Origin of the sequence: Bradyrhizobium sp. C9 (genome assembly GCF_002532045.1) — a bacterium.
Taxonomy (GTDB): Bacteria; Pseudomonadota; Alphaproteobacteria; order Rhizobiales; family Xanthobacteraceae; genus Bradyrhizobium.
This window is the reverse complement of record NZ_NWTG01000007.1, coordinates 101,083-124,870: the sequence shown is the minus strand read 5'-3', so window position 1 is coordinate 124,870 and position 23,788 is coordinate 101,083. Positions and strand designations below refer to the sequence as shown.

The 23,788-nt window shown below is 65.4% G+C and carries 25 protein-coding genes; 15 read left to right on the top strand and 10 right to left on the bottom strand.

Annotated features, from left to right (window positions below; translation table 11 throughout):
- Positions 1-50: 50 nt before the first annotated feature.
- A complete protein-coding gene (locus CO675_RS17430; RefSeq protein ID WP_097673134.1) occupies positions 51-575 on the bottom strand; it encodes a DUF992 domain-containing protein in 525 nt (174 codons plus the stop codon).
- 251 nt (positions 576-826) lie between these two features.
- Positions 827-2,029, bottom strand: a complete 1,203-nt coding sequence (locus CO675_RS17425; protein WP_097673133.1) for a pyridoxal phosphate-dependent aminotransferase — start codon at positions 2,027-2,029, stop codon at positions 827-829.
- A 625-nt stretch (positions 2,030-2,654) separates the two neighbouring features.
- Between CO675_RS17425 and CO675_RS17420 the strand changes: the two genes are divergently transcribed.
- The 3 genes from CO675_RS17420 to CO675_RS41000 all read left to right on the top strand — a co-directional run bounded on the left by CO675_RS17420 (position 2,655) and on the right by CO675_RS41000 (position 3,884).
- Entirely contained in the window at positions 2,655-3,311 is a 657-nt protein-coding gene (locus CO675_RS17420) for a glutathione S-transferase family protein (RefSeq protein WP_097673132.1), read from the top strand.
- Positions 3,312-3,490: 179 nt separating this feature from the next.
- Positions 3,491-3,667, top strand: a complete 177-nt coding sequence (locus tag CO675_RS41005; protein ID WP_198964637.1) for a hypothetical protein — start codon at positions 3,491-3,493, stop codon at positions 3,665-3,667.
- Between the two features lie 76 nt (positions 3,668-3,743).
- A complete protein-coding gene (locus tag CO675_RS41000) occupies positions 3,744-3,884 on the top strand; it encodes a hypothetical protein (RefSeq protein WP_198964658.1) in 141 nt (46 codons plus the stop codon).
- 10 nt (positions 3,885-3,894) lie between these two features.
- Here CO675_RS41000 and CO675_RS17415 read toward each other — a convergent pair whose 3' ends face one another.
- Positions 3,895-4,248 (bottom strand): DMT family protein, encoded by a 354-nt coding sequence (locus CO675_RS17415; protein ID WP_097673131.1) that lies wholly within the window; start codon positions 4,246-4,248, stop codon positions 3,895-3,897.
- Positions 4,249-4,459: 211 nt separating this feature from the next.
- Between CO675_RS17415 and CO675_RS17410 the strand changes: the two genes are divergently transcribed.
- From CO675_RS17410 to CO675_RS17400, 3 genes are all read left to right on the top strand, one after another.
- Positions 4,460-5,275 carry a PAS domain-containing protein gene (locus tag CO675_RS17410; RefSeq protein ID WP_097673130.1) on the top strand — a complete coding sequence of 272 codons (816 nt, stop codon included), beginning with the start codon at positions 4,460-4,462 and terminating at the stop codon, positions 5,273-5,275.
- Between the two features lie 102 nt (positions 5,276-5,377).
- Entirely contained in the window at positions 5,378-5,839 is a 462-nt protein-coding gene (locus CO675_RS17405; protein ID WP_097673129.1) for a GNAT family N-acetyltransferase, read from the top strand.
- 274 nt (positions 5,840-6,113) lie between these two features.
- The gene (locus CO675_RS17400; RefSeq protein ID WP_097673128.1) at positions 6,114-7,055 is read left to right on the top strand and encodes an aldo/keto reductase; all 942 of its coding nucleotides are present in this window, start codon (positions 6,114-6,116) and stop codon (positions 7,053-7,055) included.
- Between the two features lie 65 nt (positions 7,056-7,120).
- On the opposite strand, the gene CO675_RS17395 is transcribed toward CO675_RS17400, so the two are convergent.
- The 3 genes from CO675_RS17395 to CO675_RS17385 form a co-directional block, all read right to left on the bottom strand.
- Positions 7,121-7,465 (bottom strand): endonuclease domain-containing protein, encoded by a 345-nt coding sequence (locus tag CO675_RS17395; protein WP_097673127.1) that lies wholly within the window; start codon positions 7,463-7,465, stop codon positions 7,121-7,123.
- An 81-nt stretch (positions 7,466-7,546) separates the two neighbouring features.
- Positions 7,547-8,776: a DUF1501 domain-containing protein gene (locus CO675_RS17390; protein WP_097673126.1), complete on the bottom strand. Its 1,230-nt coding sequence runs from the start codon at positions 8,774-8,776 to the stop codon at positions 7,547-7,549.
- The gene (locus tag CO675_RS17385) at positions 8,773-10,356 is read right to left on the bottom strand and encodes a DUF1800 domain-containing protein (RefSeq protein ID WP_097673125.1); all 1,584 of its coding nucleotides are present in this window, start codon (positions 10,354-10,356) and stop codon (positions 8,773-8,775) included. The genes CO675_RS17390 and CO675_RS17385 overlap by 4 nt, the downstream gene beginning before the upstream one ends.
- Before the next feature lie 314 nt (positions 10,357-10,670).
- Between CO675_RS17385 and CO675_RS17375 the strand changes: the two genes are divergently transcribed.
- Positions 10,671-11,345, top strand: a complete 675-nt coding sequence (locus CO675_RS17375) for an HAD family hydrolase (RefSeq protein ID WP_097673123.1) — start codon at positions 10,671-10,673, stop codon at positions 11,343-11,345.
- Between the two features lie 500 nt (positions 11,346-11,845).
- Here the strand turns inward: CO675_RS17375 and CO675_RS17365 are convergent, their stop codons facing one another.
- Positions 11,846-12,442, bottom strand: a complete 597-nt coding sequence (locus CO675_RS17365; RefSeq protein WP_097673121.1) for a TetR/AcrR family transcriptional regulator — start codon at positions 12,440-12,442, stop codon at positions 11,846-11,848.
- A gap of 87 nt (positions 12,443-12,529) precedes the next feature.
- Between CO675_RS17365 and CO675_RS17360 the strand changes: the two genes are divergently transcribed.
- Complete coding sequence (locus tag CO675_RS17360; RefSeq protein WP_097673120.1) at positions 12,530-13,321, top strand: crotonase/enoyl-CoA hydratase family protein; 792 nt, start codon at positions 12,530-12,532, stop codon at positions 13,319-13,321.
- Between the two features lie 156 nt (positions 13,322-13,477).
- Here CO675_RS17360 and CO675_RS17355 read toward each other — a convergent pair whose 3' ends face one another.
- The gene (locus CO675_RS17355; protein ID WP_097673335.1) at positions 13,478-14,185 is read right to left on the bottom strand and encodes a glutathione S-transferase N-terminal domain-containing protein; all 708 of its coding nucleotides are present in this window, start codon (positions 14,183-14,185) and stop codon (positions 13,478-13,480) included.
- 205 nt (positions 14,186-14,390) lie between these two features.
- Here CO675_RS17355 and CO675_RS17350 point away from each other — a divergent pair, with 205 nt between their 5' ends.
- Both CO675_RS17350 and CO675_RS17345 read left to right on the top strand, forming a co-directional pair.
- Positions 14,391-15,506: an MBL fold metallo-hydrolase gene (locus CO675_RS17350; RefSeq protein WP_097673119.1), complete on the top strand. Its 1,116-nt coding sequence runs from the start codon at positions 14,391-14,393 to the stop codon at positions 15,504-15,506.
- Positions 15,503-16,135, top strand: coding sequence for an SCO family protein (locus CO675_RS17345; protein WP_097673118.1), 633 nt, complete (start codon positions 15,503-15,505; stop codon positions 16,133-16,135). Before CO675_RS17350 ends, CO675_RS17345 begins: the two co-directional genes overlap by 4 nt.
- 117 nt (positions 16,136-16,252) lie before the next feature.
- Here the strand turns inward: CO675_RS17345 and CO675_RS17340 are convergent, their stop codons facing one another.
- Complete coding sequence (locus tag CO675_RS17340; protein ID WP_097673117.1) at positions 16,253-16,486, bottom strand: hypothetical protein; 234 nt, start codon at positions 16,484-16,486, stop codon at positions 16,253-16,255.
- Positions 16,487-16,601: 115 nt separating this feature from the next.
- Between CO675_RS17340 and CO675_RS17335 the strand changes: the two genes are divergently transcribed.
- The 4 genes from CO675_RS17335 (at position 16,602) to CO675_RS17320 (ending at position 19,304) form a co-directional block, all read left to right on the top strand.
- On the top strand, positions 16,602-17,504 hold the full coding sequence (locus CO675_RS17335; RefSeq protein WP_097673116.1) for a LysR substrate-binding domain-containing protein: 903 nt from the start codon (positions 16,602-16,604) through the stop codon (positions 17,502-17,504).
- Complete coding sequence (locus tag CO675_RS17330) at positions 17,497-18,720, top strand: NAD(P)-binding domain-containing protein (RefSeq protein WP_097673334.1); 1,224 nt, start codon at positions 17,497-17,499, stop codon at positions 18,718-18,720. The genes CO675_RS17335 and CO675_RS17330 overlap by 8 nt, the downstream gene beginning before the upstream one ends.
- A 156-nt stretch (positions 18,721-18,876) precedes the next feature.
- Positions 18,877-19,101 carry a hypothetical protein gene (locus CO675_RS17325; protein WP_097673115.1) on the top strand — a complete coding sequence of 75 codons (225 nt, stop codon included), beginning with the start codon at positions 18,877-18,879 and terminating at the stop codon, positions 19,099-19,101.
- Positions 19,098-19,304 carry a hypothetical protein gene (locus CO675_RS17320; RefSeq protein WP_502693390.1) on the top strand — a complete coding sequence of 69 codons (207 nt, stop codon included), beginning with the start codon at positions 19,098-19,100 and terminating at the stop codon, positions 19,302-19,304. Before CO675_RS17325 ends, CO675_RS17320 begins: the two co-directional genes overlap by 4 nt.
- A gap of 66 nt (positions 19,305-19,370) precedes the next feature.
- On the opposite strand, the gene CO675_RS17315 is transcribed toward CO675_RS17320, so the two are convergent.
- Positions 19,371-20,705 carry a hypothetical protein gene (locus tag CO675_RS17315; protein WP_143279033.1) on the bottom strand — a complete coding sequence of 445 codons (1,335 nt, stop codon included), beginning with the start codon at positions 20,703-20,705 and terminating at the stop codon, positions 19,371-19,373.
- Between the two features lie 167 nt (positions 20,706-20,872).
- Here CO675_RS17315 and uvrB point away from each other — a divergent pair, with 167 nt between their 5' ends.
- Positions 20,873-23,785, top strand: coding sequence for an excinuclease ABC subunit UvrB (gene uvrB / locus CO675_RS17310; RefSeq protein ID WP_097673113.1), 2,913 nt, complete (start codon positions 20,873-20,875; stop codon positions 23,783-23,785).
- Positions 23,786-23,788: the final 3 nt, after the last annotated feature.

Here is a 23,788-nt window from a genome sequence, read left to right as displayed (position 1 = left end):
AAAAAAAGAGGCCCGCTTTCGCGGGCCTCTTCGATCGAACACCGACCAGCTTAGTGGTGGTGATGATGACGGTGGTGGCGATGATGACGGCGCGGACCAGCGGTACGGACCGGCTCGAGATCGATCCCGGCGATGCCGGCCGCAACGTTGAGGCCGGTCTGGCCCTGCACGCTGATCGGCTGCAGCGCGTAGGCGTTGTTCGGACCGCCGAACAGGAAGTTACCGCCGGCGCCGAGGCCGACCGAAGCGTTGACGCCGACGCCACCGTAGCTGCCGGCGAGCGCACCGCGCGGAACCACCGTGGTCGGTGCGCTCACGGCCCAGGCGAGCTGGGTCGTCGCGGTGACGCCGAGGTCGACGCCGATCCGCTTCACGGTCGCGAGATATGGCTCGGGACGGCGGCCGCCGCTCTGAAACACGCACTCGAGGCGGGCGACAGAGCCGACGACGAAGCCGACATTCTCGCCGCCCTGGCATTGCAGAACCCCGGCCTGAACCTGCTGAGGTGCCGCGTTGGCGGTGGCGAACGGCGCCAGCAACGCAAGCGCTGCAAGGGTGAGAGTCGAAAGTCGCATTATCTGTCTCCGCAAGGTGAACTGAACTGAATTTGTGCGGCGGACAGAAAGCAAGGCTCGTGTCCAAAACAAGGCAGTTCGCAAAGACGCCGTAAAAACTTCCAGCGTGTGGCATCGATGTTCGCGCACACACGCGTGAGATGAGCAGGTTGTGATTTGACTCTGCGATTTTACCGCCGCGCGCCGTGACTGCACAAACAGAAACGCTCCCGCACCAGGTGCAGGAGCGTTTACTGGTTCGAAACTAACTACTACCGCAGATTACCGCAGAAGCGCTGGATGCGCTTGCAGGCATCCTCGAGATCCGAGGTCTTGGTGGCGTAGGAGATGCGGAATGCCGGTCCAAGACCGAACGCCGACCCCTGCACGACCGCGACGCCTTCGCTCTCGAGCAGCTCGGTGACGAAGGCTTCGTCGTTGTCGATCACCTTGCCCGACGGCGCCTTCTTGCCGATGGTGCCGGCGCAGGACGGATAAACGTAGAACGCGCCTTCCGGCCGCGGGCACTCGATGCCGTTCGCCTGGTTCAGCATCGACACCACGAGGTCGCGGCGTTCCTTGAACACCTTGTTGTTCGCGGCGATGAAGTCCTGCGGACCGTTGAGCGCCTCGACCGACGCCCACTGCGCGATCGACGACGGGTTCGAGGTCGACTGCGACTGGATCGTCGCCATCGCCTTGATCAGCTGCGCCGGACCGCCGGCATAGCCGATGCGCCAGCCGGTCATGCAGTAGGCCTTCGACACGCCGTTCACGGTCAGCGTGCGTTCGTAAAGGCTCGGCTCGACCTGCGCCGCCGTGGTGAAGACGAAGTCGTCATAGACGAGGTGCTCGTACATGTCGTCGGTCATCACCCAGACATGGGGATGCTTGACCAGCACGTCGGTGATCGCCTTGAGCTCGCTCCTCGTGTAGGCCGAGCCGGTCGGGTTCGACGGCGAGCACAGGATCACCCACTTGGTCTTCGGCGTGATCGCCTTCTCGAGATCTTCCGGACGCAGCTTGAAGCCGGTCGAGGCTGGACAAACCACCGGCACCGACTCGCCGCCGGCGAGCGCGACCATCTCGGGATAGCTGACCCAATACGGCGCCGGGATGATCACCTCGTCGCCCGGATTGATGGTCGCCATCAGCGCATTGTAGAGCACCTGCTTGCCGCCGGTGCCGACGATGATCTGGTTCGGCTTGTAGCTCAGCCCGTTCTCGCGCGAGAACTTGTTGATGATGGCTTCCTTGAGCTCCGGAATGCCGCCGACATCGGTGTACTTGGTCTTGCCGGCCTCGATCGCGTGGATCGCAGCCAGCTTGATGTTGGCGGGCGTGTCGAAGTCAGGCTCGCCGGCGCCGAGGCCGATGACGTTGCGGCCCGCGGCTTTCAGCGCGCGTGCTTTGTCCGTCACCGCGATCGTCGCGGACGGCTTCACACGGTCGAGCGCAGCGGACAGGAAGGCCATTATCATCTCCTGGCAAACGTCGTGAGCCGTTGGGCCACGACTTGATTTGAATGGGATCGCGGCACCCTAGGCCTGTCGCCGCTGCATCGCAAGAAGCTTGGCGCCAAAGCACGAAAACTTTCCCGCGTGGCTCGCAGCACGCGCAATTTTCCGCAAGTTCCGGCCTCAAATGACTCATATCCGGCAAGCCCGCCAACGGCCGCTGCAGCCTTGCCGACAAGGCCTGCGACCGCGTGCGCCGGCACGGATTGCTCCGAGGACAATTGCCGCGCGGCGCGTGCCCGATGCTGCCGACGACAGGCGGTCCGCCGCGGGCACATCGCACGATCGGGATGGCGCGTTAACGTTTGTGAATTACGGCCTGTCGGCCGCGGCGCCGATAGCACCGACCGGCGCAGTGCACAGCGTCGCGCAGGCGTGATCCGAGTTGTTCTGAGGTGTTGACGGAATCGTTCTGCACGCGTGCAGTGCGGTAGACGTTTCGACTTTTTCCACGTTCCAGGGCTTGCGACGCACCCCTGTCGGCATCATTGTTTAGCGGCGTTGCGGTGTGACAGGCCGCGCAACTTCCAAGCGTACCGTCTCAGACCAAGTGAACCTGACGCACCGAGTGAACCCCGACGCAATGTACAAGCTCTATTCGATGCAGCGCTCCGGCAACAGCTACAAGGTCCGGCTGGCGCTGGCGGTGCTGAACACGCCATACGAGGCGATCGAGATCGACATCCTGCGCGGCGAGAGCCGCACCCCGGACTTCCTGGCCAAGAATCCGAGCGGCCAGGTGCCGTTGCTCGAGGTCGCCGACGGCCGCTATCTCGCCGAGTCCAATGCGATCCTCTGGTATGTCGCGATCGGGACGCCGCTGGCGCCGGAGTCGCGGATCGAGCGCGCCGAGGCGCTGCAGTGGATGTTCTTCGAGCAGCACGCGCTGGAGCCGAATATCGGCGCCGCCTATTTCTGGCTGTCGCTGGTCAAGGGCGGGCGCGACCTGCAGACGCACGCGCTGGAGGACTGGATGGAGCGCGGCTATGCGGCGCTCCAGGTGATGGAGAATCACCTCAAAGGGCACGCCTATTTCGCGGCCGAACAGTTCACGGTCGCCGACATCGCCCTCTACGGCTACACCCACGTCGCCGACCGCTGCGACTTCGACCTGGCGACCTTCCCGTCGATCCGCGCCTGGCTCAAACGGGTCGAGCAGACCCCCGGATTTGTCTCGATGGATTGGCAGCCTGGTGCCGGGGCCGAGCCCCAGGCCGCCCGCCTTGTGGCAGGCGTTTGAACACCGGGTCTGAATTCCGGGAATAGCGGGGAAACTGCCCAAATAACGGGCAAAACCCTCGCCAAGGCCGCATTTTCGCCGTTTTCGAGGGGCCTCGCCGCCGCAATGTTGCCGGTGACGCTGGGCAGATTCGCGCGGATGTCGCGAGTGATTCGCTCGCGGCTTGAGGGATTTACACCATGAAACGGTGGTCCGGCACGGCAGGTTTCGATGGCCGCCCTGCCCCAGTGGCATCATCCCGCCTGACCAACGCGATCGCCGCGTTGCTTGCGCTTGGCGCACTGACACTGTGCCTGGTCGTCGCCGTGACGGTGCTGTCGAGCAACATCAGCATGGCGACATTGATCCCGGCGTAATCCAGCAGTTTCCATTTGGCACCTGATCCGCGGCAAGGCGCGGGAGAGACAGCGGCGCGACATGATGAAGACCCCCGTGGGACTTGTGACTGTGACGCTGTCGGCGGCGATCCTGCTTGCGGCCTCGCTCCTGATCGTGACCGGCACGCAGGGCGAAAACCGCGCGCAGCCCGCGCATGTCACGGCGCCTGCCGCCAAGCCGGCTCCGCACCGCTAGCGCAAAGACGCTAGCTCCATTTGTGGAAGATGAAGAACGCGCCGGCGGCGATGAAGGCAAATCCGAGCGCGTGATTCCAGCCCAGCGGCTCCTTCAGGTACAGCACCGAGAAGCCGGCGAACACGACCAGCGTGATCACCTCCTGCATGGTCTTGAGCTGCGCCGCGCTGTAGACCTCGCTGCCCCAGCGATTGGCCGGCACCGCCAGCCAGTATTCGAAGAAGGCGATGCCCCAGCTCACCATGATGACGATGGGGAGCGAATGATCCTTGAACTTGAGATGGCCGTACCAGGCGAAGGTCATGAAGACGTTCGAGGCAAACAGCATCAGGATCGGCAGCAGCGAAGGCGAAATAGCGGGCATCGATGTCCTCTTGCAAGCACGGCACGCGGTAACCCGCGGGCCCGGAACCGGGTTCCATCCCGATCTGCATATCATTTGATTTGAAGGCAGCGAAAGCTGGTTCGGCCCCGGCAAGGCCCGCTTAACGGTCGGGGCGGAAATCCCGGCGCCGTTGCGGAGCTGTCGTCAAACTACCGCTTTATCGTTCGTTTGGCAGATAGCGAGAACGCGCATGCGGTCTGATTGGCGTGCAATTTCAGCTCCGGCATTGACGGCGATCACGGCGCTCGCCGCCTTCCTGATCGATCGCCTCCTTGTCCCCGTCCCCAATCCCGCGCCGCTGTTCGTCTGCATCGTGGCGCTCGCCAGCTCGATCAGCGGCATCGCCTCCGGGCTCGTCTCCGCCGCGATCGCGGTGGCCGCCTCGGCGCTGTTCTTCCTCGATCATCGCGCGCTGCCCGGCTACGACGCCGCCGACGTCGCGCGGATGCTGATGCTGGCCGCGACCGCGGCCGGCACCGCCCTGATCACCGGAATGCTGCGGCAGAAATGGATCGACGCCTTTGCCGCGGACCAGCAGCATCACGCCACCTCGGCGCGGCTCGCCGCCGCCCTCGACCAGGTCGACATCGGCATCGTGCTGCTCGATGCCGACACCCGCGCCGAATTCATCAACCGAGCCTTCCGCGAATATTTCGCGCTCTCCGACGCGCAGGCCGACAGCAAGCCGCCCTTCGTCGCGCTGATGTATCATGGCCGCGATACCGGCGCCTACGAATTGCCGGAAGACGAATTGAGCGCGTTCATCGCCGAGCGCATCGCGATGATGCGCTCGGGCGATTCCACGCCGATCAACCTCAATCTCGCCGACGGCCAGGTGCTGCGCTTCAGCTGCACGGCGCTGCCCGACGGCGGCCGCATGCTGAGCTACACGCCGGTGACCGACCTCGTGCGGCACACCGACGATCCGGCGAAGGCCGACGAATATCGCGCGCAGCGCGCCGGGCGCGAACGCCATCTGGCGCGGCTGCTGCGCGCCGCCGAGTGAGGCCCGACCACGTCGGCAATTGATCCCACGCGAGAGCGACGCTAGAACCGTCGCGAGCGATGCGCAGACATCGTGCAACGCGGGATCATCCAGGGTTCGTTCATGTCCGACGACGTCACCATCCGCTTCGTCACGCGCGACGATTACGCCCAATGGCTTCCGCTGTGGGACGGCTACAACGCCTTCTATGAACGATCCGGACCGACCGCGCTCGCGCCCGAGATCACCGCGATGACCTGGGGGCGCTTCTTCGATGCCTACGAGCCGGTGCATGCGCTGGTCGCCGACGCCGGCGGCACGCTGCTCGGGCTGACGCACTATCTGTTTCACCGCTCGACCACGGCGATTGCGCCGATCTGCTATCTGCAGGACCTCTTCACCAGCCAGGCCGCGCGCGGCAAGGGCGTCGGCCGCGCCTTGATCAACGGTGTCTACGCGCAGGCGAAGCTGGCGGGATCGCCGCGCGTCTACTGGCAGACGCATGAGACCAACCACACCGCGATGCAGCTTTATGACAAGGTCGCGGACAAGCCCGGCTTCGTCATCTATCGCAAGGTCATCTGAGCGCGCCTGCGCGGCCTGTGGATGGCATGGAGATGTCACCGGCGCGTTACAAAGCCCGGCTAGGCTTCCGTGTGCGTAAGATCAGGCCCCCCGTCTCAGATCTTCGCCCCGAGCGGTCCCCGTCAGTCGCCGCGTCTGACCGGGACCGCTTTTTTTCGACATTGCCGTGCGCGATAGGTGCCATGCGTGATCGGCGGTAGGGCCGCACCTTGCCGGTCCTCGGCGTGCTTGTCACAATGCACCGCATCCCTCGCCTATCCCACAGGATTGTCTCATGGAAATTCGTAATCTGGGCAGCTCCGGCCTGCGCGTGTCCGCGGTCGGCATCGGCTGCAACAATTTCGGCCAGCGCACCGATCTGGAGACCTCACGCAAGGTGATCCACAAGGCGATCGATCTCGGCATCACCCTGTTCGACACCGCCGACATCTATGCGGGCATGGGCGGCTCTGAGACCGTGCTCGGCACCGTGCTGGGCGATCGCCGCAAGGACATCGTGCTCGCCACGAAATTCTCCAAGCCGATGGCAACCGACGGCACCAAGCAGGGCGCCTCGCGGCGCTACATCATGTCCGCCGTCGAAGCGAGCCTCACCCGCCTGAAGACCGACTACATCGATCTCTACCAACAGCACGATTACGATCCGCTGACGCCGATCGACGAGACGCTGCGCGCGCTCGACGACCTCGTGCGCCAGGGCAAGGTGCGCTACATCGGCAACTCCAACTTCCCGGCATGGCGGATCGCGGAGGCGGAATACGTGGCGCGCGAGCTGAACGTGAACCGCTTCGTGTCCTGCCAGGACGAATACAGCCTCGTGGTGCGCGGCATCGAGAAGGACCTGTTGCCGGCGGCGCAGCAATACAATCTCGGCCTGCTGCCGTTCTTCCCGCTCGCGAGTGGGCTGTTGACCGGCAAGTACCAGCGCGGCGCCGCGGCGCCCGCCGACACCCGCTTCGCCAAGGCGCCGGCCCTGAAGGGCCGCTACGTCACACCGCGCAACGAGGACATCGTCGAGCAGCTGCAGGCCTTCGCACAAGAGCGCGGCCATAGCATGCTGGAGCTCGCCTTCTCCTGGCTCGCCGCCCGCCCGCAAGTCGCAAGCGTCATCGCCGGCGCGACGCGTGTCGAGCAGATCGAGCAGAACGTGAAGGCGATCAGCTGGAAGCTGAGCGCGGAGGAGATGGTGGAAATCGACCGGATTACGAAGGGCTGAACGAGCGGTGCCCTCTCAGCTCCCTCTCCCCGTTCTTCACGGGGAGAGGGTTGGGGTGAGGGGCTCTATCCGCGCAACTCAGCCTGAATTGTAATCAACACGCCCTCGATATTGCCGAGCACATCGTTGTTCCAGAACCGAAGCACGCGATACCCTTCCCCGGTCAGATACCGGTCCCGGACTACGTCTGCAGCTGAGTCCGCGTGCTGACCGCCATCCACTTCGATCACGAGCCGTCTCTCGCGGCAGACGAAGTCACAGATGTAACTCCCAATCGGCACTTGGCGCGCGAACTTGCAGTCATCGATCTGGCGGTTGCGGACGCGATTCCAAAGCGCAGTCTCCGCGTCCGTTTGATCGGTGCGCAGTCGCCTTGCGAGTCGGATAGGCGTTTCCTTGCGGCCACGCATTGCCTTGCCCCTCACCCGGAAGCAACGCAATGCGTTGCTTCCGACCTCTCCCCGCAAAGGGCGGGGAGAGGTTGAAGAAAGTCAAGCCACCAGCCCCTTCATCGGCTTCACCGGGGCGCTGTCCGGAAACACCGCATCTGCCAGCACCCGCTCGCCGAGGCCGAACTGATCGTGCAGCACGCCCTTGATCACGGCGCGGAGGTCGGTGGTCGGGGCGAGGTCGCGGGCCTGGTAGAGGTTGGTCGGCTTCAGGCCGGGCCAGTCGGTGATCATGCGGCCGCCGTTCACCGCGCCGCCGGCGAGCAGCGCGATGGTGCCGGTGCCGTGGTCGGTGCCCTCGGTGCCGTTGATGCGCGCGGTGCGGCCGAATTCGGTGGCGACCACGATCACGGTGTCGCGCCAGCGCGCGCCTAAGCCGCTCTGAAACTCCGCGAGCGCGCCGTCGAGCCCGCCGAGCAACTGCGCGAGGCGGCCGACCGGGCCGCCTTCATTGGCATGGGTATCCCAGCCGTCGAAGGCCAGCGCGCCGATCCGCGGGCCGTCATCGGCCGCCATCAGCTTGGCGGCGCCGCGCGCCACCAGCCGCATCGCCGCGACGCCGCCACCGCCCGGCTGCGGCTTCATCTCGTTGCCCCGCGCCTGCTTCTCGAGCTGCAAGCCCTGCGTCAGCGCACTCGCCAGCGTCGGATCGCGATGCTGGTAGAGATCGAGCAGCCGCATCGCGGTGTCGTCGGCGGCTTGCGGCAGCGCGGTCGGCGCCCAGCCGACGGTCGGCGCTGGGCCGCGCAACACCAGGGGCGTGGTCGGGCCGACCGCAAGCGCGCTCGTCACCCGCTCCCCCTTCGGCAAGGCTTCGAGCGCGCGGTTGAGCCAGCCCGACTGCACCCGGCCGGGACCGGGGAAGCCACTTTCAAGCACGTCCTGGCCGTCGAAATGCGAGCGATCGCGGTAGGAGGTCGCGACGGCATGAACCACCGCCGCCTGCTTGGCACGATACATCCGCGCGAATTCCGGCATCGCCGGATGCAGGCCAAAGAACGGATCGAGCATCACCGCCGCGTTCGGCCCGTCGGCCTTCAGCGCGATCGCGCCGTGCAGGCCGGCATAATCGGGGTCGCCGATCGGGGCTACGGTGGCAAGCCCATCGAGCGCACCGCGCAGGATGATGGTGACGAAGCGCGGATCGCGGCCGTCGGCGGCGCGTGCGAATTTCGGCAAGTAAGCCCAGGCGGCAAACGATGCGCCGCCGAGCAGCAGCGCGCGCCGCGACGTCGCCTGCAGCATCAGGCTCTCGGAGCAATCCATGATCATCTCCTCTGGAATTCCGGCGACATCAGCAGCAGCGCCAGCGCCTGCTGCCGCGACTCCGCGCGCTCGATGGTGCGCCGCGTCTCTGCAGAAGCTGCATCCGCCGCAATCAGCTCAAGCAGGTCGCGCGGGTCGAACCGGTCGGCGAGCTGGAAGCCGAGCTGCGCCGAGATGTCGAGCCTGAGCTTGATGCCTTCAGGCGCGGCCCAGGCCGCAGAGGTGTCCGGGAAACCGTTCGGCCCCGCCGGCGACCACAGCGGCTGGCCGAGCAAATTGAGGCCGTTGAGATAGCGGCCTGGATCCTCCGGATTGCGCGCCAGCAGGCGGCCGGAGGCGAGCAGGAATTCATAAGGCGAGCGCATTTTCGTCAGCGGCGCCTGCCACGCCTCGTTCGACTGAACGAGCGCGGTGGCCAGCGCCCTGAGATCGCCGTCGGTTTTGGTGAAGGTGTCCTGCAGCTTCGCCACCAGCGCGGGCGGTGGATCGTCGGCGACGAAATGACGGGCGAACTTGGTCGCGATGAATTTTGCGGTCGAGGGATGCCGCGCGATATCCGACAGCACCGCCTCGCCCTGCGCAAGGCCGGCCTGCGCATAGGTCTTGCCCAGCACCTGCTGCGGCCCGGGCTGATGCGCGTTGGCGTTGAACACGAAGCTGCCGGGCGCACCGAGCTGGCCCTTGCGCCCGGCAAAGGTCCAGCCGGTGATGACACGCGCCAGCGCCGTGACGTCGTCCTGGGTGTAGCCGCCGCCGACGCCAAGCGTATGCAGCTCCATGATCTCGCGCGCGAGGTTTTCGTTGAGGCCGCGGTTGCGGTTGATGCCGGCGCGCGACTCAGGACCCAGCGACTGCTGGTTGTCGAGAAAGAACAGCATCGCCGGATGCTGCTCGACGGTTTTCAGCATGTCTCCGAACCGGCCGAGCACGTGCGGGCGGATCGCCTCGCGCTCGAACGAGCCGGCCCACATCCGCGCCAGCGCGCCCTTGTTGGCGGAGATGCAGAAGTGATTGGACCAGAACACCACCAGCCGCTCGACGAAGCCGCAGTCGACGACCACGCCGCGCTGCAGCCGCGCCAGCGCCTCGGCGCGGAACGTCTTCTGGATGATGTTGAGCGGCTGCGCCGGCGGCTTGGGCGGACCGGCCATCGGCTGCATCGTCGGAGGCTGCATCGTCGCGGACGGCATCATCGCCGTACTGGAATTGTCGGCGGCCTGCGGCTGCATCGCCGGATCCTTGCCGGCGATCTCCTTGGCGGCAGTCGAGAGCGACAGATTGCGCCGCGGCTGCGGCTTCGCGTCCGGCCCCTGCGGCGGCGCCTCGCTCGCGCCCTGCTGCGCGGCCTTTGCGGCGTTGCGCGCCTGCTGGACCTCGAACTGATAGTCGAACACCTGCTTGCCGAGTTCCGGCGTCGAGAGCAGGCCCGGCACTTCCAGCAGCGCGCCGTTCGGACGCGCCAGCTCCACCAGCACGAAGCCGCGCGGATCGGAGGCCGCATTGATGAGATCACCGGACGCCCCGCCGCGGGCGCCAAATCCAAACCGGTTGAGGGCAATCAGCGCGGCTTGCGAATCACGGGCCATCAGAATTCCCTTAACGGCCTATCCCGGCTATATCTGTTGGCGGCATCATAGCGCGGTCCGGGATGAACCCGAGATTAATTCGCGCATTAAATCGCGGTTAGAATGGACCTCTCGTCAAGCGATCGTTTCGAACAGACTTCACCGCGCCAGCTTGCCTGCACGGCATGCGGCAGCGAATTTTCCTGCTCGCTCACGGGATCGTGCTGGTGCTCCGACGAGAGCTTCCGTCTGCCGATACCGGTCGATGGCGGCGACTGCCTGTGCCCCTCCTGCTTGCGGAAACTGGCGGAGCAGCAAGCCGCGGTGAGCGCCAAGTGAACGCCCCCTGGACCGTCGACGCCGTCCTGCTCGACATGGACGGCACGCTGCTCGACACCGAGAAGGTCTATTTCGACAGCCTGGTCGCGGCGCTGAATGCGTGCGGCTACACCGATGACGTCGTTGCGCTGTGCCATTCGATGGTCGGCCTTCCCGGTCCGGTCTGCGAGGCGATGCTGCGCGATCATTACGGCGCGGCGTTTCCGCTCGAGGCCGTCAATCGTGCCTTCATCGTCACCCGCGACCGCATGTTCGATGCCGGCCTGCCGCTCAAGCCCGGCACGCTCGCGCTGCTCGACGGCCTTGCCGCCGCCGACTGCCGGACCGCGATCGTGACCTCGTCATCCCGCCGCACGGCCGAGCGTCATCTCACGCTCGCCGGAATCCGCGATCGCTTCGAGACACTGCTGACACTCGACGACGTGACCCATGGCAAGCCGGACCCGGAGCTCTATCTGAAGGCGGCCGCGCGGCTCGACGTGACGCCGGCGGCCTGCATCGCCGTGGAAGACTCCAACCACGGCGTCACGGCCGCCCACGCCGCGGGCGCCATCACGCTGATGGTGCCCGACATGGCGCCGCCGACCGAAGCGACCCGCGCGAAATGCGCGGCAGTGCTGCCGGATCTCAACGCGGTGCTGGCGCTGCTGCATGCGCGCGGCGCGCTTTAGCGATCTATTCAGGCTCATTTCGCAGATGGTACGGATGACAGATGTCGCTCCTCTTGTCCTTGCTTGCCATCACGCTCATCGGCATTGCCGGATGGGGATTCATGTCCGTGATGGCGGAGCTCGCAAAGTCGTATCCCCAGGAGCCGATAGACACCTTTTCTCGCAGATTTGAGGTCGAGGAATTCATCTGGAGTCCCCGTGCGCCGGCGGCATTGCGGAAGCAATACATCGCTACACAAGCTTGCGCAGTCCCGGCGTTTCTGTGTCTGGCCGCCCTCGTGTGGATCAACGAACCGCGTCCAGGGGTCCGCATGTTGGGGACCAGCGCCTTTTGTGCCATCTCGATTCTTGCCGCTGTTCTTCTGGCTTGGAAGACCTTTCGGCGAGGAGGATGACATACGGAAGACTGTTGCTGGTCCAAAGACGACAACACATTCAGATCGGATTGCTTGTCGTCTCCTTGCGACCGCAGCGAACGCGGCCATTATGCGGTGCACACCCTAGCCCCGCTTGCGTCCCGGCTTCGCCAGCGCCGTCTCGATCAGCGTGCGTGCGGCCTCGCCCGCCGTTTCCATATAGCTGGCGTCGCGATGCAGCAGCACGACGGCGAACGAGCCGTCCAGCAGCAGCAGGATCTGCCGCGCGAGTTTCAGCGGATCAGCGATGCGCTGCTCTGCGAAGGCCGCGCGCAGCCAGTCCTCGAACTTCTTCTTGTGCGCGGCGCCGATCCGGATCGCGGGATGGCCGGGCATGTTGGCAAGCTCGGCCGAGGTGCGCAGGAATCCGCAGCCTTTCCACTTCGGATGCCGCGCCGAGCGCGCCAGGTTCTTGAAGATCGCCTCGACCTTCACCGGCAGCCCGCCCTCGGCCTCCGCGAACCATTTGCGGAACAGCGCGAGATTGGGCTGGTCGCGCGCGGCGAGATAGGCGGCGACCAGATCGTCCTTGCTCTTGAAGTGATAATACAGCGTGCGCTTGGTGAGGCCGGCCTTGGCGGCGACCTCGTCGACGCTGACGCGGCGGATGCCTTCGCTGTAGAACAGCGAATTCGCCGCCTGGATGATGCGCTCGCGGGTGGGTTCGGAGGGTCTGGGCATCCGTCTATGTATACTAACCAGTGAATATACACAAACTCCGCCAGCCTCTAGGTTCGGCCCACGAACATCCATGCCGGAGACTGCGCCATGCCCGACCCCATCCTGCTCGCCATCGACGACGGGATCGCCCTGATCACCCTGAACCGCCCGGCGCAGCTCAACGCGCTCAATTACGCGCTGATCGATCAGCTGATGGCGGTGCTCGACCGCATCGAGGGCGACGCAAGCGTGCGCGCCGTGATCCTGACCGGCGCCGGCGAGCGCGCCTTTTCGGCGGGCGCCGACATCAAGGAGTTTTCGGAAAGCGTGAAACAGGGCGCCGCGGTCGCGGTGCGCGACTTCGTCCGCCGCGGCCAGGCCATGACCGCGCGGCTGGAGGCATTCAAGAAGCCCGTGATCGCCGCGGTCAACGGGCTCGCCTTCGGCGGCGGCTGCGAGATCACGGAAGCCGTCCACCTCGCCATCGCCAGCGACCGCGCGCTGTTTGCAAAACCCGAGATCAAGCTCGGCATGCCACCGACCTTCGGCGGCACGCAGCGGCTGCCGCGGCTGGCGGGCCGCAAGCGCGGCCTCGAGTTGCTGCTGGCAGGCGATCCGTTCCCACCCGAGCACGCCCGCGAGATCGGGCTGGTCAACCGGATCGTGCCGCATGATCAATTGCTGAGCGCCGCGCGCGAACTCGCCGGCCGCATCACCAGGCATTCGCCCGGCTCCGTCGCCGGCACCATCACCGCAGTGACGCGCGGGCTCAACATGCCGATTGCCGAGGGCCTCTTGGTCGAGAGCGAGCAGTTCGCCGCGCTGGTGCCGAGCCGCGACCTCGCCGAGGGGCTCGCGGCGTGGAAGGAACGGCGGCCGGCGAAGTATGTCGGGGCGTGACTGCGCTGGTTCCACATCGGTCATTGCGAGCCACCCGGTCGGCGCGAAGCGCCGCCGGATGACAGGCTCCGCGAAGCAATCCATCGATCCGCAGATGTGGAAAGATGGATTGCTTCGTCGCTTCGCTCCTCGCAATGACGAGGAGAGAGCCGCGCCCTATCGCACCACCGCGGCGGTCTGTCCGAACAGCAGCTTGCGCTCTTCCTCGGTGCGGATCGCGGGCTGGCCGAAATTCGGGTTGACCTCCTTCGCCTTGGCATAGGCGCGTTCGGTCGCCGGGCGCTTGCCGATCGTCTCCAGCCACCGCTTCAGATGCGGGAAGTCGTCGATCTCCTGGCCCTGGTTCTTATAGGGCACGACCCAGGGATAGCTCGCCATGTCGGCGATCGAATAGCCGCCGGCGATGAATTCGCGGTCGGCGAGCCGCTTGTTGAGCACGCCGTAGAGCCGGTTGGTCTCGTTGACATAGCGGTCGATCGCGTAAGGCAGCTTCTCGACCGCATAGTTGCGGAAGTGATGGTTCTGCCCGGCCATCGGCCCGAGCCCGCCCATCTGCCAGAACGTCCACTGGATCGCGTCATAGCGGCCATAGAGATCCTCGGGCAGGAATTTTCCGGTCTTCTCGGCGAGATAGAGCAGGATGGCGCCGGATTCGAACAGGGAGATCGGCTTGCCGCCGCCCTTCGGCGTGTGATCGACGATGGCCGGAATGCGGTTGTTCGGCGCGACCTGCAGGAAATCCGGCTTGAACTGATCGCCCTTGCCGATGTTCACCGGGAAGATCTTGTATTCCAGTCCGGTCTCTTCGAGGAACATCGTGATCTTGTGGCCGTTCGGCGTGGACCAATAGTGGAGATCGATCATGGGCGTGATCCTGTTGTCGGAGATGTCGCGCAGTGAAAGATGCGTTTGCATGAATTTGAATAATCCGGATGCCAAGTCAATGGTGCAGGCTGCCATCCGCGCGCAATTGTGATCAACCAATTGAGCGGATGCGCGATCGGGCCTAGGCTGTCCGAACAGTTTGATTTTGTTTTCATGACGATGTTTTGCAAAGGGAGGAATTGCGATGATCAAGGATCTGGCACGACGTGATTTCCTGAAGGGCTCCGCGGCACTCGCCGGCGCCGCGGCTGCGGGCGCATTCTCCTGCGTCGAGATCGCGAGTGCGGCGCCGATCGAGGTGCCGACCGTCGACAAGCTCTCGATCCGCGTGCTGGTCGATTCCAGCTACGACCTGTTCTTCAAGCCGAAGCAGTCCGGCGGCGTTACGATCGCACCGCCGCCGCGCACCGCCGACTACCAGAAGTCGCTGCACAATGAATGGGGCCTGTCGCTGTGGCTGGAGTCGGAGGCCAAGGGCAGCCAGCGCACGCTGATGCTCGACTATGGCTACACGCCCGAAGTGCTGCTCAACAACATGGCGCTGGTCGGCGTCGACCCGGCGAAGATCGACGCGCTGATCGTGAGCCACGGGCACTACGACCATTTCGGCGGCCTCAACGGCTTCCTCGACAAATTCCGCGACAAGCTGCCGGCTGACGTCAAGCTCTATGCCGGCGGCGAGGACAATTTCTGCCACCGGGTCAGCGCAACGCCAACCAAAGGCCAGTTCACCGATTTCGGCACGCTGGACCGGCGCCAGCTCGCGTCGCAACGCATCACCACCGTGCTGTGCGAGACCCCGACCGTGATCGCCGGCCACGCCTTCACGACCGGCAAGATCAACCGCCGCAGCATCGAGCGCGTGCTGCCCAACACCTGGGTCGAGTTCAGCATGAAGGACGGGCTCGGCTGCAACGCCGGCCACTATCTGCCGGCCGAGATGGAAGGCAAGATCGTGCCCGACGAGCACATCCACGAACACGCGACCTGCTTCAACGTGCGGGACTTCGGCCTCGTCGTGATCTCGTCCTGCGGCCATGTCGGCATCGTCAATTCGGTCAAGCAGGCGCAGGAGGTCTCAGGCATCCAGAAGGTGCATGCGATCGTCGGCGGCTTCCATCTCGGACCGGCGCCGAAGGACTACCTCACCGAGGTGGTCGCCGAGATCAAGAAGCTCGACCCTGACGTGGTGGTCCCGATGCATTGCTCCGGGCTCAACTTCGTGCAGGAGGCGACCGCGCAGATGGGCGACAAGGTGCTGGTCACGACAACCGGCAGCCGCCTCTCCTTCGGCATATGACCCGACCGATCTTGCGTATTGTTGCATGCGCCGGCGCCGGCCTGTGGCTGGCGCTGGCGTCCGCGCTGGCCGGCGATGCGCCACAGCAATCGACGCGTTCGGCCGCCGAGATCATGGACATCCTGATGTGGAACAGGGAGCCGGTCGGCGGTCCGTTCGCGCTGACCGATCAGGCCGGCCATGCGCGCACCGACACGGAGTTCCGCGGCAAGCTGATGCTGGTCTATTTCGGCTTCACCTATTGCCCCGACGTCTGCCCGACCGATCTGCAGGCAATTGGGCTGGCGCTCGACAAGCTCGGCCCCGACGGCGATCAGGTGCAGCCGATCTTCATCACGGTCGATCCCGCGCGCGACACCGCTGCGCATCTCGCGGAGTACGTGCCGCTGTTTCACCCGCGGCTGATCGGGCTGACCGGCAGCGATGATGCGATCCGCAAGGTCGCCGATGCCTACAAGGTTTACTACGCCCGCGTGCCGCTCAAGGACGGCGACTACACCGTCGATCACACCGCCTACATCTACCTGATGGACCGCGACGGCAATTATCTCGGCTTCTTTCCGCCGGGCACGTCGGCCGACCGCTTGGTCGAGATCATCCGGCCGCGGCTCGCCGAGCCCGCGCGCTAGGGCCGCAGCGGGATTGCGCTCCCTCTCCCGCTTGCGGGGGAGGGTCGGGGTTGGGGTGCCGCCGCGGGTCGCTTCGCGGAGAGAATCCCCACCGGGATTGCGTTTGCGGATAGACCATCAATGCATCCGCCCATGCGCGCGCAAAAAAGTCTCGCCGGTTTCGGTCACCATCACCCGCATGCCCTCGACCGAGGGACGGCGCGCGACATAGCCGCGGTCGACCGCGTCTTCCCAGATCGTCAGCCGCGGGCAAGAGGTGCGCCAGACCTCGAGCACCTCGGCATAGGGCCGCGGCTCGCGCGCAACCCATTCCACGAGATCGAGCACCAGGGCGTCGGTGTTTTCAGTCATTTGGTCCTCGCCGGGGTCAGCAGGGATTCAAAATCGTCTCCGGTATTTCTGCGCTGCTTGGCCTCTGCCGGCAAACTGAGTTATCTTGCCCTTGCATCAGTTTTCCTGAGGGTTCATGCGGCGGCTGCTCTTTCTCAACGGCATCAAGGCATTCGAGGCCGCGGCGCGGACCGGCAGCTTCGCGGCGGCGGGCAGCGAGCTCAACGTCTCGGCCGCAGCGATCAGCCGGATGGTGCATCTCCTGGAAGAGCGGCTCGGCGTCGCGCTGTTCGAGCGCAAGGCCAACCGGCTCGTCACCACACCGGCCGGCCGCGCCTATCAAGGCGGGCTGACGCCGATCTTCGACGCGCTGGCGAGCCTCACCGCACAGGTGACGGCGTCCGCAAGCGCACGCGTGCTGACCGTCGGCGTCGGCCCGACGTTTGCGTTGAAATGGATGATCCCGCACCTCGCCGAGTTCCGCAAAGCGGAGCCCGACATCGAGGTGCGGATCACCACCGGCGGCATGGCGGTGCCGTTCGCCGACGACTGGAGCTGCGGCATCCAGCTCGGCGACGGCGAGTGGCCCGGCCTCGTCGCCGAGCCGCTGTTCGCCGCCGACCTGATGCCGGTGTGCACCGCGCGGCTCGCCAACACCCTGAAGCGTCCTGCCGACCTCAAGGGACCGAGCCTGATCCGCGTCGCGCATTCGCCCGACGACTGGCCGTCCTGGCTGAAGGCTGCGGGCGTGCCCCGCGTGACGGCGCGTGGGCCGGAATTCCAGTTCTACGGCCAGGCGCTGCAGGCAGCCAGCGACGGGCTCGGGATCGCGATGGGCATCCGGCCCTATATCGATGACGATCTCGCCGCCGGCCGGCTGGTGGCGCCGTTTGCGCTCAGCGTGCCGAAGGGCATGCGCTGGTATCTGGTCTATCGCGGCTTCCACGCCGAGCAGCGCGATTTCGCCGCATTCCGGCGCTGGATCATCCGTGCCGCCGCGGAACCGGCCGCGCGCCGCAAGGGAGCGCGCAATGCGTGAGGAGACCATCGACACGCTGGTGATCGGCGGCGGCCAGGCCGGGCTCACCATGAGCCATCGGCTGAAGCAGCGCGGCATCGCCCATCTGGTGCTGGAGCGGCGGCGGATCGCCGAGCGCTGGCGCAGCGAGCGCTGGGACGGATTGATGTTCCAGTTTCCCAACTGGTCGGTGCGGCTGCCGGAGTTTGCGTATCCGCACAGCGATCCCGACGGCTTTTCGGACACCGCATCCATCATCGCCTTCATCGAGGATTACGCCGCCTTCGTCGCGCCGCCGATCCGCTGCGGTGTCGATGTGACAAAACTGCGCCGCGACGCCGGCGGCTTCCTTGCCGAGATCGCCGGCGCCCGCATCGCCGCACGCAACGTCGTCGTCGCCACCGGCCCGTATCAGCGGCCGCTGCGGCCCGATGTGCTGCGCGATCATCCCGGCCTGTTTCAGGTCCATGCCAGCGATTACAAGAATCCCGCGCAATTGCCTGATGGCGCGGTGCTGGTGATCGGCGCCGGCGCCTCGGGCGCGCAGATCACCGACGAGCTGGTGCGCGCCGGCCGCCATGTCTTCCTCTCGGTCGGACGTCACAACCGCCTGCCGCGCCGCTATCGCGGCCGCGACCTGTTCTGGTGGCTGGCCGAGATGGGCGTCGACGAGACGCCGGTCGAGCAGCGCGGCCCGTCGCGGCTGCTGCCGGTGATCTCCGGCGCCCATGGCGGTCACACCATCGATTTCCGCCGCTTCGCCGCCGATGGCGTGACGCTGCTCGGCCGCGTGACGGCGGCGCGCGACGGCGTGCTCGAGATCGCGCCCGATCTCGCCACCAACATCGCCAATGGCGATGCCTACTACGCGACGTTCCTCGGGATCGTCGATGACTTCGTCGCGGCGCGCGGCCTCGATCATCCCGGCGATCCCTTGGCGCGCGTCGGCCTGCCCGATCCGGCGTGCCTCACCGCGCCGCTACGCACCATCGACCTCGGCACGGAGCGGATCAGCGGCGTGATCTGGGCCACCGGCTACGGCCTCGATCTGAACTGGATCGAGATACCGGTGTTGGACGGCAATGGAGCACCACGACACCGCCACGGCGTCTCCGAGGTGCCGGGCCTGTATTTTCTCGGCCTGCAATGGCTGTCGAAGATGAAATCCTCGTTCCTGTCGGGGGTCGGCGACGACGCGGCCGTGCTCGCCGATCACATCGCGGCCCGCCGCGCCTGATTAGCGCGTTGGTGCGGTTTGCCTGAAGAAGCCATGCCAAAACAAAAAGCTGGAACTCCTTTGCCCGTCGGAAATAAACCGCGCGACTTGTGATCTGGTTCACATAGGGCGCCTTGCGCCCGTGCTTCCTATGAGAAGGGGCATCCCGAGGTCGCGATGATTTACAGCGGTTTTGAGATCAAATCTTTCGAGGTGGGGAAGGGGCAATGGCACGCCAGGATTCAACGGGTCGATCAAAGGCCGGTCGTCATCGATGGCATGCCGTTTCCGATGCTCGACATCGGCTTTGCGTGGTCCGATCCGGATGCGGCGATCGACGACGCGAAGCGGACTATCGACCGGTTCCCACAACGGTATGGCATGACAATGCCGTCGGCGTGACCGGCAACGTCGTGGTCGCAATCGTCCCGCAATGCGAGCCGGATCCGGTCTGGCCGGCGCAGGTCAGAACCAGCTGCCCGGAATGCGCCGCCCAACTCTCGCTGCTGCGCGTCATTCCCGGCCGCGCCGCCGAATACTGGACCATGCGCTGCGACGGCTGCGGCGGGATCCATCTCGACATCGTCGACCTGCCGCGCGCCTGAGAGGCCGAATTGCTGCGCATCGCTTTGCCGAGCGATCTGGCCCACGCCAGCCGTCCGACCGTGATATTAGCGAGCAGGTGCGGCATTCGGCTGACCGACTGAGCCAGTCGATTCCGGCTCGCGCGGCGGAGCAGCGATCACCTTTGGAGCTCCGGACGTCTCGGTCGGCGCCGCAGGTGCCCGTCGTGCAACCTGCGACGGAATTCGCACCGATGCGCTGTAGACGCGATTTCCCTCATTCACCTTCACGAGCATCGCTTCTCCAGCGGCCTGCGCGACAGCCTTGGTCAACACGTCGGTACAATCCGACTGCTTGAGAAGATTGCTGCAAGACCGCCAGATCAAGCGCGAAACCAGCACAAAGTGCGGTGCATAGGCCTCGATCCCCATTCCGACGTAGTTCATGTGAAACACGAAGCTGCGCCAGGTGCGCAGGTCACCGTTACCGTAATTCAGGATGTAGGACGCGTAAGCCTTGGTTTGACAGTCCAGAGCGAAGCTTGGTGCGGGCGTTCCATCCTCGAGCAGGACGGTGTCCTTCGGCAACGGATTGGGATCCACGCAAGATCGCGTCAGCGTGTCGACGATGACCCACATGTTCATTTCAAGGGAATCGCGATAGAGCGGCAGCAGCGTAAGCACCGGTCCGAGACTTGAAAAGCTGAGGTTGAGGAGATCGTCGACGATCGTGGTCGCTTGATTGACCGCCCTCGCCCCGAAGATGGCTGCCTTCGCCGATGCGGACAGGACCGGCACTTCACCAACCAGCTTGTCGCGGATGGATGCGAGTTGCACACTGGTTTTCTCGTTGAAGAGCGAACTCAGCGCCAGGCGGTACAGCGCGTAGTCAAGCCGCGCCATCTTCTCATCAAAGAACTGGCAGATGGCGGGAGGGACAAAATTGACCGCTTCAAACGTGCCGATCGGGCTGTTGGCGTTGTTGACCTGGGTCGCGATCTTGATCCAGCCAGAAGGAGCGCCGGCAGCGTCCTGATAGAGGCAATCATAGGCCTCGAACGCCACGGCGAGCGCGGATTTCAAATTGCCTTCGATCGCCGCCGCGTCAGCCTCGTTGTGACCGCCTTGCCTGGCCGCCGCCAGCAGGACGCCAATCAGCAGATATGACCGGAACAGGCGGTGACTCTTGGTGTGGGCTGTGAAGAGGACGTAGTCCTCCATTTCTGCGACGGTCCCGCCCCTGCGATCAATTTCAGCGCAGCCGATCAGCATCGTTATTGCGACGGCAGCCGCGACAAGGCGGCTTGCGGCCTTCAAAAACATCTTGGCCCCCGGAATAGCGTCATGAAAAAAATCAACCAGCGCGCGGATCACGTCATGCGGCGGCTTGATTCGCGAGAGGGTTGTGCAGGAATGCCGCAACCACCTCTGGATTTTCCACAACCTTCGGTTCCCTCGCCCGCGCTCCCGCCGCTGCGTTTCAGGCGCGGCTCGTCCCTGCCGGCTGCTAACAAGGCTGCTGACACCCTGCTGTCAGCAGCCTCGCCTGTGCGCCGATCCAGCCGTCGATTGCCCTTTTCTCGCCGCGGGACTCGTCCCATATTCCGGCCATGGCGAAGACACCGAACACTCCGAAAAAGCCCGGCAAATCCCCCAAATCCAAGGCACACCGGCCCGAGGTCCAACCGATCGGACCGGCGCTGGCTGAGCTGCTCAATCCCGCGATCAACCGCGGCGATGCCGGCATGGGTTCGGGCACCGGCTTGCGGCCGCCGCCGGACAATTCCTGGGACCGCCGCGCCGGTGGCGAGGCCGCCGCGCATCGCGCGCGGGCGTCGACGCGCGGGACCAGCGAGGACGTCGCCAGGCGCGACGCGTCCGGCCTCGAGGAGGCCCCGCAGGCCAATTACGGCACCTCGGCGACCATTCCGACGCTCGATCCGGAACTGGCGCGGCAGCTCGGCCTGCCGACCGCCGAGGACGACGACGAAGCGCTCGCCCGTCCGCCGCGCAGCAAGATGGAGGCGCTCGGGGTCAAGGCCACCGCCGACGCGCTGGAGAACCTGATCCGCGACGGCCGCCCGGAATTCCGCAAGGATGACGGCTCGATGCGGGTGTGGACCCCGCACCGGCCGCCGCGCCCGGAGAAATCCGAAGGCGGCGTACGGTTCGAGATCAAGTCGTCCTACGAGCCCCGGGGCGACCAGCCGACCGCGATCGCGGAACTGGTCGAAGGCGTTGGGCGCAGCGACCGCACCCAGGTGCTGCTCGGCGTCACCGGCTCGGGCAAGACCTACACGATGGCCAAGGTGATCGAGGCGACGCAGCGCCCGGCGCTGATCCTGGCGCCGAACAAAACGCTGGCCGCGCAGCTCTATGGCGAGTTCAAGAGCTTCTTCCCCGACAACGCGGTCGAGTATTTCGTCAGCTATTACGATTACTACCAGCCGGAAGCCTACGTTCCGCGCACCGACACCTATATCGAGAAGGATTCCTCGATCAACGAGCAGATCGACCGTATGCGCCATTCGGCGACGCGCGCGCTGCTCGAGCGCGACGACGTCATCATCGTGGCTTCGGTGTCCTGCATCTACGGTATCGGTTCGGTCGAGACCTATACCGCGATGACCTTTGCGCTCAAGAAGGGCGAGCGGATCGACCAGCGGCAGCTGATCGCCGACCTGGTCGCGCTGCAATACAAGCGCACCCAGGCCGATTTCACCCGCGGCACCTTCCGGGTCCGCGGCGATGTGATCGATATCTTCCCGGCGCACTATGAGGACCGCGCCTGGCGCGTGAACCTGTTCGGCGACACCATCGAGACCATCGAGGAGTTCGACCCGCTCACCGGCCACAAGCAGGACGAGCTCGAATTCATCAAGATGTACGCCAATTCGCACTATGTGACGCCGCGTCCGACCTTGGTGCAGGCGATCAAGTCGATCAAATCAGAATTGAAGATGCGGCTCGACCAGCTCAACGACCAGGGTCGCCTGCTGGAAGCGCAGCGGCTGGAGCAGCGCACCACCTTCGACCTCGAGATGATGGAAGCGACCGGCAGCTGCGCCGGCATCGAGAACTATTCGCGCTATCTGACCGGCCGCCGCCCCGGCGAGCCGCCGCCGACGCTGTTCGAATATGTGCCCGACAACGCGCTGATCTTCGCCGACGAAAGCCACGTCACCGTGCCGCAGATCGGCGCCATGTTCCGCGGCGACTTCCGCCGCAAGGCAACCCTCGCCGAATACGGCTTCCGCCTGCCCTCCTGCATGGACAACCGCCCGCTCCGCTTCGAGGAATGGGACATGATGCGGCCGCAGACGGTCGCGGTGTCGGCGACGCCGAGCGGCTGGGAGATCAACGAGGCCGGCGGCGTGTTCGTCGAGCAGGTGATCCGCCCGACCGGCCTGATTGATCCGCCCGTCAATATTCGCCCCGCCCGCACCCAGGTCGACGATCTCGTCGGCGAGGTCCGCGCCACCGCAGCGGCCGGCTATCGCTCGCTGATCACGGTGCTGACCAAGCGCATGGCCGAGGACCTGACCGAATATCTGCATGAGCAGGGCATCCGGGTCCGCTACATGCACTCGGATATCGACACCATCGAGCGCATCGAGATCATCAGGGATCTTCGCCTCGGCGCGTTCGACGCGCTGGTCGGCATCAATTTGCTGCGCGAGGGTCTCGACATTCCCGAATGCGCGCTGGTCGCGATCCTCGACGCCGACAAGGAAGGTTTTCTGCGCAGCGAGACCTCGTTGATCCAGACCATCGGCCGCGCCGCGCGCAACGTCGACGGCAAGGTGATCCTCTATGCCGATCAGATGACCGGCTCGATGGAGCGCGCCATCGCCGAGACCAACCGCCGCCGCGAGAAGCAGGTCGAGTACAACGAGGCCAACGGCATCACGCCGGAGAGCGTGAAGAAGTCGATCGGCGACATCCTCAACTCGGTCTACGAGCGCGACCACGTGCTGGTCGAGATCGGCGACGGCGGCATGGCCGACGATGTCATCAGCATCGGACACAATTTCGAGGCCGTGCTGAGCGATCTCGAAACACGGATGCGCGAGGCCGCGGCCGATCTGAACTTCGAGGAAGCCGCGCGGCTGCGCGACGAGGTCAAGCGGCTGCGTGCTACCGAGATGGCCGTGGTCGACGATCCCACCGCGAAGCAGCGCAACGTGCAGAAGCAGGCCGGCGCCTATGCCGGCACCAGGAAGTACGGCGATGCCGCCAACCTGCCGGTCACCGCGCTGAAGAACAAGACCGCGCAGACCTCGATCAAGGCGAGCCGCGGCGGTAAGTCCGGCTCGCGGGTGCACAAGCCCGACCTCGACGAGATGCACGGCCCGGAATCGCTGCCCTTCCGCCCTGGCGGCGCCCTGCCGGCAAAGCCGTTCGGCACGACCAGCCGCATCATCCAGCCGACCGACTCGCGGCAGTCGGGTCCGGAGTTCGGGCCGAGCCCGCGGTCTAGCGGAGGCGCGCCGGGCAAGCGCGGCGGGTGGAAGAAAAGGTAGAGC

Excerpts from the sequence above, each read along its gene's own strand:
- CO675_RS17395 (WP_097673127.1), bottom strand. The coding sequence starts at position 7,465 with ATGCGTGGCCGCAAGGAAACGCCTATCCGACTCGCAAGGCGACTGCGC.
- CO675_RS17430 (WP_097673134.1), bottom strand. The coding sequence starts at position 575 with ATGCGACTTTCGACTCTCACCCTTGCAGCGCTTGCGTTGCTGGCGCCG.
- CO675_RS17325 (WP_097673115.1), top strand. The coding sequence starts at position 18,877 with ATGATTTACAGCGGTTTTGAGATCAAATCTTTCGAGGTGGGGAAGGGG.
- CO675_RS17355 (WP_097673335.1), bottom strand. The coding sequence starts at position 14,185 with ATGATCGATCTCCACTATTGGTCCACGCCGAACGGCCACAAGATCACG.
- CO675_RS17340 (WP_097673117.1), bottom strand. The coding sequence starts at position 16,486 with ATGACTGAAAACACCGACGCCCTGGTGCTCGATCTCGTGGAATGGGTT.
- CO675_RS17405 (WP_097673129.1), top strand. The coding sequence starts at position 5,378 with ATGTCCGACGACGTCACCATCCGCTTCGTCACGCGCGACGATTACGCC.
- CO675_RS17330 (WP_097673334.1), top strand. The coding sequence starts at position 17,497 with ATGCGTGAGGAGACCATCGACACGCTGGTGATCGGCGGCGGCCAGGCC.
- CO675_RS17400 (WP_097673128.1), top strand. The coding sequence starts at position 6,114 with ATGGAAATTCGTAATCTGGGCAGCTCCGGCCTGCGCGTGTCCGCGGTC.
- CO675_RS41005 (WP_198964637.1), top strand. The coding sequence starts at position 3,491 with ATGAAACGGTGGTCCGGCACGGCAGGTTTCGATGGCCGCCCTGCCCCA.
- CO675_RS17415 (WP_097673131.1), bottom strand. The coding sequence starts at position 4,248 with ATGCCCGCTATTTCGCCTTCGCTGCTGCCGATCCTGATGCTGTTTGCC.
- CO675_RS17335 (WP_097673116.1), top strand. The coding sequence starts at position 16,602 with ATGCGGCGGCTGCTCTTTCTCAACGGCATCAAGGCATTCGAGGCCGCG.
- CO675_RS17345 (WP_097673118.1), top strand. The coding sequence starts at position 15,503 with ATGACCCGACCGATCTTGCGTATTGTTGCATGCGCCGGCGCCGGCCTG.
- CO675_RS17425 (WP_097673133.1), bottom strand. The coding sequence starts at position 2,029 with ATGGCCTTCCTGTCCGCTGCGCTCGACCGTGTGAAGCCGTCCGCGACG.
- CO675_RS17390 (WP_097673126.1), bottom strand. The coding sequence starts at position 8,776 with ATGATCATGGATTGCTCCGAGAGCCTGATGCTGCAGGCGACGTCGCGG.
- CO675_RS17350 (WP_097673119.1), top strand. The coding sequence starts at position 14,391 with ATGATCAAGGATCTGGCACGACGTGATTTCCTGAAGGGCTCCGCGGCA.
- CO675_RS17360 (WP_097673120.1), top strand. The coding sequence starts at position 12,530 with ATGCCCGACCCCATCCTGCTCGCCATCGACGACGGGATCGCCCTGATC.
- CO675_RS17385 (WP_097673125.1), bottom strand. The coding sequence starts at position 10,356 with ATGGCCCGTGATTCGCAAGCCGCGCTGATTGCCCTCAACCGGTTTGGA.
- CO675_RS17410 (WP_097673130.1), top strand. The coding sequence starts at position 4,460 with ATGCGGTCTGATTGGCGTGCAATTTCAGCTCCGGCATTGACGGCGATC.
- uvrB (WP_097673113.1), top strand. The coding sequence starts at position 20,873 with ATGGCGAAGACACCGAACACTCCGAAAAAGCCCGGCAAATCCCCCAAA.
- CO675_RS17420 (WP_097673132.1), top strand. The coding sequence starts at position 2,655 with ATGTACAAGCTCTATTCGATGCAGCGCTCCGGCAACAGCTACAAGGTC.
- CO675_RS17365 (WP_097673121.1), bottom strand. The coding sequence starts at position 12,442 with ATGCCCAGACCCTCCGAACCCACCCGCGAGCGCATCATCCAGGCGGCG.